The following is a 9,684-nucleotide window of genomic DNA, read 5'->3' as shown; positions in this document are numbered from 1 at the left end:
TCTCAGTTGTTAGCTGCAAACCGTTGTTCTCATCGGCCGGACTAATAATATAACATCTTTCCTGGGCTTGTGCAAGCATATTTAAATCTTTTTTATGCTGCCAAATATATACTGCAACATAACAAGCGATAACGTACTAAAAGAACTCAGCAATAGGCTTCATTTCATGCTGTACATCTGCTCGGGTAATGTATGCTGCGAGAAATGATGCATACTTCCTCATAACACCATTAAGAAAACCGTCAGAAGCAAACTCGTGTCTTCTCGCATGCTGCATACTTGATCATGGGGATAATTTTGCTTACTTATCTTTCAGATTTCTTTTTCGCTGCGAAATTATTTCCGGAATATGCAACTCTCGCAATACTGGTACAATCTCCTGGACACTTCTTTTATTAAATTTCTTTAAAATACTGTTGATCTGAGATTTTAGAGTTGAATGCTCTACATGGCGCAACTCACATATTTCCTGACGTGTATAATCCTTCATTAATAATTCTAATACCTCAAGTTCAGTTGGTGTAAGCTGTGCAAATATATGAAAGTTATGCAAAAGGCTATCCTCTGTTGTTTTAATCCTTTTAAATTCGCGTGTGATTTTACCTGCAATATTGGAATGCAAGGAAGAACGATCATAGTAAGCATCCTTCACCGCTTCCAGTATGGCGGCAGCAGGCATGTTTTTTAACAAGTAATTAGAAGCTCCGAGCTCAAAAGCGCGAAAACGTTTCACATACGGTCAACATCACAATTTTTATATCAGGCATATAATTCAAAATTTCCGATGTAGCTCGGAGTCCAGCCTGCTTATCTTCCAACTCAATATCCATTAAAATGACATCTGGTTTATTGAGTGCTGCCAGCATCGTTCCCTCATATCCACTGGAAGCACAGCCTACGCACTCGATTTGCTGATCCTTTGACAATATCATTTGATAACGCTTACTAATTAAAAGATCATCTTCTACGATAAGCACCTTGATCCTCGGTGTACTCATGCTGGTGTCATCTCCTTCAATTATTCGCCGTGGAGAGCAAAGGCATAATGATATGAAAAGAGCTACCCTCACCTAATTTACTCTCTGCATTAATTTTACCACCATGCGTTGAAATAATGGTAAGACATATGGACAAGCCCATCCCCCAGTTTGTTGCTGTAGGCTTTGAAGAGTAAAAGGGTTGAAATATATGTTTTACATCTTCCTCAGCGATTCCCGCTCCGTTATCCGTGATGACCAACTCAACCCATTTATTTTTCACAATAATCTCAATAGTTAATAATCTGGATTTCTCAGGAACAAATTCAAGTGCGTCCACAGCATTGGAAATCAAATTTTCTATAGCCTGTGAAAAGTAATAGGGATCCGCCATAATTACAAGTTGCCTATTTGGTGGCGTATATTTGGTTTGAGTGTGCTTTAATTCTAATTGCATCTCCCTTAACAGCTTATCTAATAGCTCATTTAAAACAACAGGCTCCAGCTCAATTTTTGATTTTAATGTTTTTTGATGGACCGCATCTAAACGATCATACACCTTACGGCACCGCTGCTCGATAACCCGAATTTCTTCAACTACCTCCGGGGATTTCTCGCACATGCTTTCTAAAAATTCAGTTTGCGCCATTATGGCTAACAGCTCATTTTTCATATAATGACTAAAAACGCGAGAGGTCAAAAGTGCGGAATCTATATTTTTGGAAATCACCGATTCTTGATTTTTAATGCTATTTTGTATTCGCGTGTATTTATAAATGCTGTATAGGCTAACCAATAGACAAAATCCTACGATGTATGGAAGCAAGATGTATATGGAAGGGTTCCCCACTAAACTTATCGGCTTAAACCTTATAAAACGTGCCGCTTTTGAGACGTTAATCAGAATATCTGGCGCCCAGTAGTTAATGTAATAATACGTTACTTGTACGGAAATATAGGAAATCAGGATCATGAAAATATTACTTCGGATCTGACGAACCTTAGGGGCATCGTACAGAGCATAAATCAGTAAAACGGATCCCGCTACAATGTACAAGGTATTCAGGACAAAGGTAATCGAATGCAATGCCTCATAAGCAGAGATGAAAGACTGCGAGCTTACATAGTCAGGATAAAGATTAAAATACAAATATGTATAAAAGGACGGATCATAAAGAATAACCTGAATGATGCAGGGAACTGCAAGTGCCGCCAGTAGAAAGAGTCTTCGTTTAAATTGCACCTGAAATGCAAAAAAGATCGCCGAGCAAAGTCCCGCGTACAAAAACACCACTGTAAATAAGTTCATTAATCGAATTAAGGTAATGCGGGAAACGGGCAAAAACATGAGTTGATTCTGCAGGCTTTGATTTATACCAAAGAAGTCTTTTAGGCTGTAGTAATAGTACCCATCCTTGGACATGTAAATAATGATACAGGACACCACGATTAAATAGGAAAAACCCATGAGCAGCATAAAAAGCGTGGCTTTCGTATATTTTTTCTGGATTAAGAAGAATGTAGATACGGCTACGAACAGAATAAAAACTAAAAATATAAACATAGAAGCCATCCCTTCTACATAAATAAGTTAAATTTAAATTAGTTTGTACTCATCTGTAAAGGTTGAAGTTTCATACAACCAATACAGTAGATATCGACCGGAATACGCTATTATTATGGTTTTATTGCACTTAACGAGGATAAAAGTTCAACCTTACCACAATCACCAGATACTCTTAAACTAAGAGCATACCACAGATACAGGAGGGGTTATTCATGAATAAAAAGAAAAGCTTCATCAGTTTAATGCTGATTGCTTCGCTCGGTTTAGTCTTAGCTGGTTGCGGTTCTGGCAATAATGACAGCGCTGTCAACAACTCTGGTAATGAAAAAACCGTCTTGGAATATTACACCTGGACCGACGAAGAGGCTTATATGCAAAAGGTCGTTGAAGCATTTAATGCCCAGAACAGCGACGTTGAGGTGCGTATGACCACCTTTAGCAACGATGCCGATGAATACAACACGAAGATTATGAACAATCTATCCGGCGGTTCAAAAATGGATGTTTACAGCATAAACGGAACAAGCAGCCTTGGCTTATATTCATCCAAAAATCAGTTGGTAGATCTAACGGATCAAATTAAAGAGGCAAATTTAGATGTTGGCGCATACGGACCAAGTTTTCAGGATATTACAGAGGTGCTGACAAAAGGGAAGTATTACGCTCTTCCTTACCGTACCTCACAGTATGCTTTGTTCTACAACAAAGCCATTTTTAGTCAAGCAGGTATTGACGTTCCTTCGCAAATGACTTGGGATCAATATGCCGAGCTGGCAAAAAGCCTAACTAAAGGGGAAGGGGCAGATACGCAGTGGGGAGGCTATTATGCCGACTGGCTTACCGCACCACTGGGAGCGCTTCAAGAAGGCACAACCATTCTTGACGACAGCCTAGATCCGGTAGGCAACTGGCTCGATTACCTGGATCGTCTGTACTATAAGGATGGATCCCATATGAGCTATAAGAAAATGAAGGCAGAAAGCATTGACTGGATCAAGCAATTTGAAAGCGGCAATGTCGCCATGCTTATTAACGGAGAGTGGACTCTCAACATGCTTAAAGCGGATATTGCAGCCGGCAAAACCGATATTGATTTTGATATGGCTCCTCTTCCATTGCCGGAGGGTACAAATGATCCGATTACAGTTGGAGGCGTAAGCACCTTTATTGGAATTAATCCCAAAAGCGACCATGCCGATGCTGCCTTTAAATTCGTACAGTTTGTAACAGGTGAAAAAGGTGGGGCCATTATCGCCGAATCCAGCGTGTTGCCGGCCTACTCCAGTGACAAAACCAAGGAAGCATTCCTTAACGCAACAGGTATTCAAGGTAGCGGCTACTTCTTTGAAACAAACACCGTGGTAGAAAATCAGCCCGTTCCGCAAATTGATGAAGTGAATCGTGTGTATAATGAGCAGCGCGATCTCTTCTTATTCCAAGAGCAGGATTCCGGGACAGCCATTCAAAACTTCTTGAAGAATCGTCAATCTGTTCTTAACCGCTAATTATAGACCAGCATTCGGCTTTCGCTTACATTGTTAACGGAAGCCGAACTTGCATTTATAGGTCTTAACATCATAAAGGAGGTTGCTATGATGACAAGTAACCGTCTGCGCAACTACAAGTCATACATTCCGGGGACGTTATTCATTTTTCCGGCCTTCGTCTTGTTTGCAATATTTATTTTTGTACCGCTAATTTACGGGCTCGTCATGAGCTTTACCGATTATGGTGGGTTTAACGTGACACCCAATTTTGTCGGACTCGACAACTATACCAAGCTGCTGGGGGACGATTATTTTCTTGTTTCATTAAAAAATAATTTAATTTATACGCTACTGTTCGTTCCGTTAACCATGCTATTAGCTTTGTTTGCGGCTATTGCTATAAACAATATATTGCACCTTCGCAAATATTTACGCATGGCTTTTTATTTCCCATATATTACGTCCATGGTGTCTATCGCCATTGCTTGGGGACTCTTGTTTAACCCTGTTTCTGGGCCAATCAATTATATTCTAAAGGCAATCGGTATCTCCAATCCTCCGGAATGGCTCATGTCCTCGAAATGGGCTCTATTGGCTATTATTCTTGTAGCCGTTTGGAAAAGCTTCGGTTACTACATGATCATTATACTGGCGGGCATCCAAGGTATTCCTGAGCATTTGTATGAAGCAGCCGAGCTTGATGGCGCCAATAAGTTTCAGCAATTTCTATATGTTACTTTGCCTAGTTTGTCACCGACCCTATTTATGGTGCTGGTCCTTACCATAATTAACTCTTTCCAAGTATTCGATTTAGTCTCCGTCATGACAGACGGTGGGCCAGGTCGCTCGACCAACGTGCTTGTCTTTAGAATTTATCAGGAGGCCTTTGTTAATTACCGAATGGGATACGCTGCAGCGATGTCGACCGTCCTGTTCCTAATCATTATGATCATATCCTTAATTCAATTTAGGCTTGAGAAAAAATGGGTTACTTACTAGGAAAGGAGAGAGCTACCTATGCTGACTGTCATCAATACATCGAAAAGAACTAAGCTTCCCTATTATCTATTACTCCTAGCCTTAGTTATCTATTCGTTTGCCACTCTTTTTCCATTCTTATGGATGATTTCAGCTTCTTTACGGACAGATGTCGATTTGTTTAAGAATCCCATGAACTGGATTCCTCAAACCTTATACTTGGACAATTACAAGGAAGTTTGGCAAGCCATTCCTTTCGCTCAATATTTCTTAAACACCGTTAAACTGTCCGTTATTATTACCGTACTACAGGTCGTGATTTGTTCCATGGCTGCCTATGCTTTTGCCAAACTGAAAATTCCATTCAAAAACATGATTTTTATTCTATTTATGACCAACTTAATGATGCCGTGGCATTCCATCATGGTACCTCAATTTTCAGTGGTAAGCAGTCTGGGCTTATATAACAAGCATAGCGGTTACATTTTAATACAATTATTTAGTGGCTTTGGGATTTTCCTTATGCGCCAATTCTTCTTGAGCTTGCCTAATGAGCTTAATGAAGCTGCACGGGTAGATGGTTATAACGAATGGAGCATCTTTTGGAGAATAATGATGCCGTTATCTGCGGCGAGCTTGTCTACCTTAACGATCTTTACGTTCACCTTCATGTGGAATGACTATTTAGCCCCACTCATTTATCTGAATGACGACTCGTTAAAAACGTTGCAGCTAGGCTTGAAGGCATTCCAGACTGAGCATACGATGGACTACGGCTTGCTAATGGCTGGAACAGTACTCGCAACCATTCCAATGGTAGCGGTGTTCCTCGCGGGTGAACGCTTCTTTATTCAAAGCGTGGCCACAACAGGTATGAAAAACTAATAAATAATCAGAGGTGCTGAAATATGACTACAACTACTCCTACAAACCATTTTGTCCAGGTGACAGGCGAAGATTTTACAGTAAACGGTGAAAAAATCTTGTTCCGTGGTTTCAACTTAGGGACTTGGATGAATCTGGAGCATTTTCTAATCGGACTTCCGGGCACGGATACCATGATTAAAAAGGCGTTTGATGAGGTGTACGGCAAGGAGCGCAGTACTGAGTTCTTCGACCGCTTCTTGATGGAATATATGGATGAGAAGGACTTTGAATTTTTGAAAAAAATCGGTGTCAACCATCTCCGGCTTCCTTTCAATTATAAATACTTTATCGACGACCAAAATCCGGGTGTATATAAGAACGACGGTTTTAAATATCTGGATCATATTATTAACTTATGTGAAAAGTACGAGATCTACGCGATTTTGGAGCTTCACTCCGTTCCTGGCGGACAAAACCCGGATTGGCACTGTGACACATACTCAGGTCTGCCGCTATTCTGGGAATACGGTGCCCTGCGTGATACCGTGATTGGGCTTTGGGGTCATATTTCACAATACTACAAAGATCAGCCTTGGATTGCCGCTTACGATATCGTAAACGAACCTTCTTTGGTTACAAATGCGGAAGTGTTCAATGATTTCTACCGTAAAGTGATTGCAGAAATCCGAAAATATGACCAGAAGCATATTATTTTCATTGAGGGCAATGCATTTACGACTGACTTTTCCATGCTCGATCCGATTGATGATCCGCAAATAGCCTATGAATTCCACTTTTACCCGTTCATCGCGGATCCAGCCGTGCTTACTCATGAAATGAGTCGTGAAAGCCGTAAGGAGATCTTCGCAGAGGAATTCCATCGTCTCCTTAAGATCCGCGAGAAATATCAGCGCCCGCTCTGGTGCGGCGAACTTGGATTAGTGTTTGAGAAGGAAGACATCGATTTCCAGATGACCATCATTGAAGATATGCTCGATTTGTGCGAGCAAAATAATGTATCTTGGGCACTGTGGCTCTATAAGGATGCTAATGTTATGGGCATTGTATACCCTAAAGAAGAAACACCTTGGCGCCAATTGACGGAAGAAATTAAACTAGTATGGAATCAGCATAAAGAGCAGGAGAAGGGCGAAGCTATAGTTGATTACATGGCGGAAACCTATTTCAAGCCAATCTCCACAGAGGAGCGATATCCGCTTCAGTTTCGGATGAGAACGATCATGCAGGTCATTTGCGTAGAGCAGAACTTGAAGCCATACCTGCAAAAGCGCTCATGGGAGGAAATGTCCAAGCTACCTGAATCTTTCCGCTGGGAAAACTGCGAGTATTGGAACGAGCTTGCGGTGCTGATTGAAAAGTACACGAAAGCATAAGGATCGAAAACATCGCTGCAACTTGTTTTATCATCGTAGCTAATTACAACTTATTCTCCCTCGTAGGATTGAATTCGTTTTAACGCTATAGCAGGGCGCCTTATAGAACGGCCTATGTTGCCTAGCTGTTTCTTGGCATTCCCCTTTGTCTCAGTGCATACACAAAGAAGCCTTCTCCGCCAATAGAGAAAGCTTTTTTGTGTATACACTTGTTTTTTCTGTTCCTCATCCAGATTTCTCCGAATTAGCTTTAATACCACGGTTTGCCTCTGTTCTCTAAGCATTTCAAACGGCACCTATCATACATTTTCCATTTGCCGTTTGATTTCATTCCACTGATCGTCACCAACATATGAATATGTGGATTAAAGTTAAGACGCTACCTAAATGCAAGTAGCCCTGCAATAATACCAGGAGTAAGCATATGTCTCTTCTCGAAATTCTCTTTGTTAATGTGCCTCTTTATGGACATTCGCCTGAATATGCTCTTTATGTTTTTCTACAAACGCATCCCAATGCTAAGGTTTATCGAAGAAGATTTGGTTTAAGATGTTCGAGCCCATATCTCTATCCTAACTAATATGCAAAGAAGCCATTACCGAATTNGGTAATGGCTTCTTCATTTTGCTTGGCGGCGTCCTACTCTCCCAGGACCCTGCGGTCCAAGTACCATCGGCGCTGGAGGGCTTAACGGTCGTGTTCGGGATGGGTACGTGTGGAACCCCTCCGCCATCGCCACCAAACATGATTTTTCGAAGCTTCGCTTCTTGAAATCGCTGCGAGAAAATATCAATCCTTAAAAAGATATCTCTACGCTCAAGGTTTAATCCTTGAAAACCGGATACGAAACGAAANNCGTAACATGTAGGATAAGCCCTCGACCGATTAGTACTTGTCAGCTCCATACATTACTGTACTTCCACCTCAAGCCTATCAACCTCGTCGTCTTCAAGGGGTCTTACTAATTGGGAAATCTCATCTTGAGGGGGGCTTCACGCTTAGATGCTTTCAGCGCTTATCCCTTCCGCACGTAGCTACCCAGCTATGCTCCTGGCGGAACAACTGGTACACCAGCGGTGCGTCCATCCCGGTCCTCTCGTACTAAGGACAGCTCCTCTCAAATTTCCTACGCCCACGACAGATAGGGACCGAACTGTCTCACGACGTTCTGAACCCAGCTCGCGTACCGCTTTAATGGGCGAACAGCCCAACCCTTGGGACCTACTTCAGCCCCAGGATGCGATGAGCCGACATCGAGGTGCCAAACCTCCCCGTCGATGTGGACTCTTGGGGGAGATAAGCCTGTTATCCCCAGGGTAGCTTTTATCCGTTGAGCGATGGCCCTTCCATGCGGTACCACCGGATCACTAAGCCCGACTTTCGTCCCTGCTCGACTTGTCAGTCTCGCAGTCAAGCTCCCTTTTGCCTTTGCACTCTTCGAATGATTTCCAACCATTCTGAGGGAACCTTTGGGCGCCTCCGTTACACTTTAGGAGGCGACCGCCCCAGTCAAACTGCCCACCTGACACTGTCCCCGAACCGGGTCACGGTCCTAGGTTAGAACTCCGATACGATCAGGGTGGTATCCCAACATTGCCTCCATAGAAGCTGGCGCTCCTACTTCTTAGGCTCCCACCTATCCTGTACAAATCGTATCAAAGTCCAATATCAAGCTGCAGTAAAGCTCCATGGGGTCTTTCCGTCTTGTCGCGGGTAACCTGCATCTTCACAGGTATTAAAATTTCACCGGATCTCTCGTTGAGACAGCGCCCAAGTCGTTACGCCATTCGTGCGGGTCAGAATTTACCTGACAAGGAATTTCGCTACCTTAGGACCGTTATAGNNNGTTACGGCCGCCGTTTACTGGGGCTTCGGTTCATAGCTTCGCCTTGCGGCTAACCACTCCCCTTAACCTTCCAGCACCGGGCAGGCGTCAGCCCGTATACTTCGCCTTACGGCTTCGCACAGACCTGTGTTTTTGCTAAACAGTCGCTTGGGCCTTTTCACTGCGGCCCCCTCGTGCTATTCACACTACCGGGGCACCCCTTCTCCCGAAGTTACGGGGTCATTTTGCCGAGTTCCTTAACGAGAGTTCTTCCGCGCGCCTTAGAATTCTCTTCTCGCCTACCTGTGTCGGTTTGCGGTACGGGCACCTTCTCCTGGTTAGAGGCTTTTCTTGGCAGTCTGAGATCATGACCTTCGCTACTATAAATTTTCGCTCCCCATCACAGCCCAGCCTTTTAGTGTGCGGATTTGCCTACACACAAGCCTCACTGCTTAGACGGACACATCCATCAGTCCGCGTCACTACCCTACTGCGTCACCCCATTACTCATAACGGATTACGGTGGTACAGGAATTTCTACCTGTTGTCCTTCGACTACGCCTTTCGGCCTCGCCTTAGGTCCCGACTT

General features: G+C 43.1%; 7 protein-coding genes, 2 rRNA genes and 1 pseudogene (1 of these 10 running past the window's edge). 4 read left to right on the top strand and 6 right to left on the bottom strand.

Features of this window, described 5'->3' with window-relative positions:
* Positions 1 to 301: 301 nt before the first annotated feature.
* Genes EJP82_RS27260 through EJP82_RS27250 form a run of 3 tightly spaced genes read right to left on the bottom strand, consistent with a single transcriptional unit; the run spans position 302 to position 2,541 of the window.
* Positions 302 to 691, bottom strand: coding sequence for a LuxR C-terminal-related transcriptional regulator (locus EJP82_RS27260; RefSeq protein ID WP_127195224.1), 390 nt, complete (start codon positions 689 to 691; stop codon positions 302 to 304).
* 19 nt (positions 692 to 710) lie between these two features.
* On the bottom strand, positions 711 to 998 hold the full coding sequence (locus tag EJP82_RS27255) for a response regulator (RefSeq protein ID WP_127195223.1): 288 nt from the start codon (positions 996 to 998) through the stop codon (positions 711 to 713).
* Positions 999 to 1,014: 16 nt separating this feature from the next.
* On the bottom strand, positions 1,015 to 2,541 hold the full coding sequence (locus EJP82_RS27250) for a sensor histidine kinase (RefSeq protein WP_170220321.1): 1,527 nt from the start codon (positions 2,539 to 2,541) through the stop codon (positions 1,015 to 1,017).
* A 215-nt stretch (positions 2,542 to 2,756) separates the two neighbouring features.
* On the opposite strand from EJP82_RS27250, the gene EJP82_RS27245 reads away from it, so the two are divergent.
* The 4 genes from EJP82_RS27245 to EJP82_RS27230 all read left to right on the top strand — a co-directional run bounded on the left by EJP82_RS27245 (position 2,757) and on the right by EJP82_RS27230 (position 7,270).
* Positions 2,757 to 4,049: an ABC transporter substrate-binding protein gene (locus EJP82_RS27245; RefSeq protein WP_127195221.1), complete on the top strand. Its 1,293-nt coding sequence runs from the start codon at positions 2,757 to 2,759 to the stop codon at positions 4,047 to 4,049.
* 87 nt (positions 4,050 to 4,136) lie between these two features.
* Positions 4,137 to 5,030, top strand: a complete 894-nt coding sequence (locus EJP82_RS27240; RefSeq protein ID WP_246054457.1) for a carbohydrate ABC transporter permease — start codon at positions 4,137 to 4,139, stop codon at positions 5,028 to 5,030.
* Between the two features lie 18 nt (positions 5,031 to 5,048).
* Positions 5,049 to 5,894: a carbohydrate ABC transporter permease gene (locus EJP82_RS27235; protein ID WP_127195220.1), complete on the top strand. Its 846-nt coding sequence runs from the start codon at positions 5,049 to 5,051 to the stop codon at positions 5,892 to 5,894.
* Between the two features lie 23 nt (positions 5,895 to 5,917).
* Positions 5,918 to 7,270 (top strand): glycoside hydrolase family 5 protein, encoded by a 1,353-nt coding sequence (locus EJP82_RS27230; RefSeq protein WP_127195219.1) that lies wholly within the window; start codon positions 5,918 to 5,920, stop codon positions 7,268 to 7,270.
* Positions 7,271 to 7,323: 53 nt separating this feature from the next.
* Here the strand turns inward: EJP82_RS27230 and EJP82_RS28985 are convergent.
* The 3 genes and pseudogenes from EJP82_RS28985 to EJP82_RS27215 form a co-directional block, all read right to left on the bottom strand.
* Positions 7,324 to 7,718 (bottom strand): annotated as a pseudogene (locus EJP82_RS28985) (transposase); the annotation flags it as partial.
* Positions 7,719 to 7,896: 178 nt separating this feature from the next.
* A 5S ribosomal RNA gene (gene rrf, locus EJP82_RS27220) occupies positions 7,897 to 8,013 on the bottom strand.
* Between the two features lie 122 nt (positions 8,014 to 8,135).
* Positions 8,136 to 9,684: ribosomal RNA gene (locus tag EJP82_RS27215) — 23S ribosomal RNA — on the bottom strand; it runs 1,388 nt beyond the window's last position.

This window comes from Paenibacillus anaericanus, assembly GCF_003994475.1.
Classification (GTDB): Bacteria; Bacillota; Bacilli; order Paenibacillales; family Paenibacillaceae; genus Fontibacillus; species Fontibacillus anaericanus.
The sequence above is the reverse complement of the archived record's forward strand: the minus strand, read 5'-3'. Positions and strand labels throughout refer to the sequence as shown.

Excerpts from the sequence above, each read along its gene's own strand:
- EJP82_RS27255 (WP_127195223.1), bottom strand. The coding sequence starts at position 998 with ATGAGTACACCGAGGATCAAGGTGCTTATCGTAGAAGATGATCTTTTA.
- EJP82_RS27250 (WP_170220321.1), bottom strand. The coding sequence starts at position 2,541 with ATGTTTATATTTTTAGTTTTTATTCTGTTCGTAGCCGTATCTACATTC.
- EJP82_RS27245 (WP_127195221.1), top strand. The coding sequence starts at position 2,757 with ATGAATAAAAAGAAAAGCTTCATCAGTTTAATGCTGATTGCTTCGCTC.
- EJP82_RS27240 (WP_246054457.1), top strand. The coding sequence starts at position 4,137 with ATGATGACAAGTAACCGTCTGCGCAACTACAAGTCATACATTCCGGGG.
- EJP82_RS27235 (WP_127195220.1), top strand. The coding sequence starts at position 5,049 with ATGCTGACTGTCATCAATACATCGAAAAGAACTAAGCTTCCCTATTAT.
- EJP82_RS27230 (WP_127195219.1), top strand. The coding sequence starts at position 5,918 with ATGACTACAACTACTCCTACAAACCATTTTGTCCAGGTGACAGGCGAA.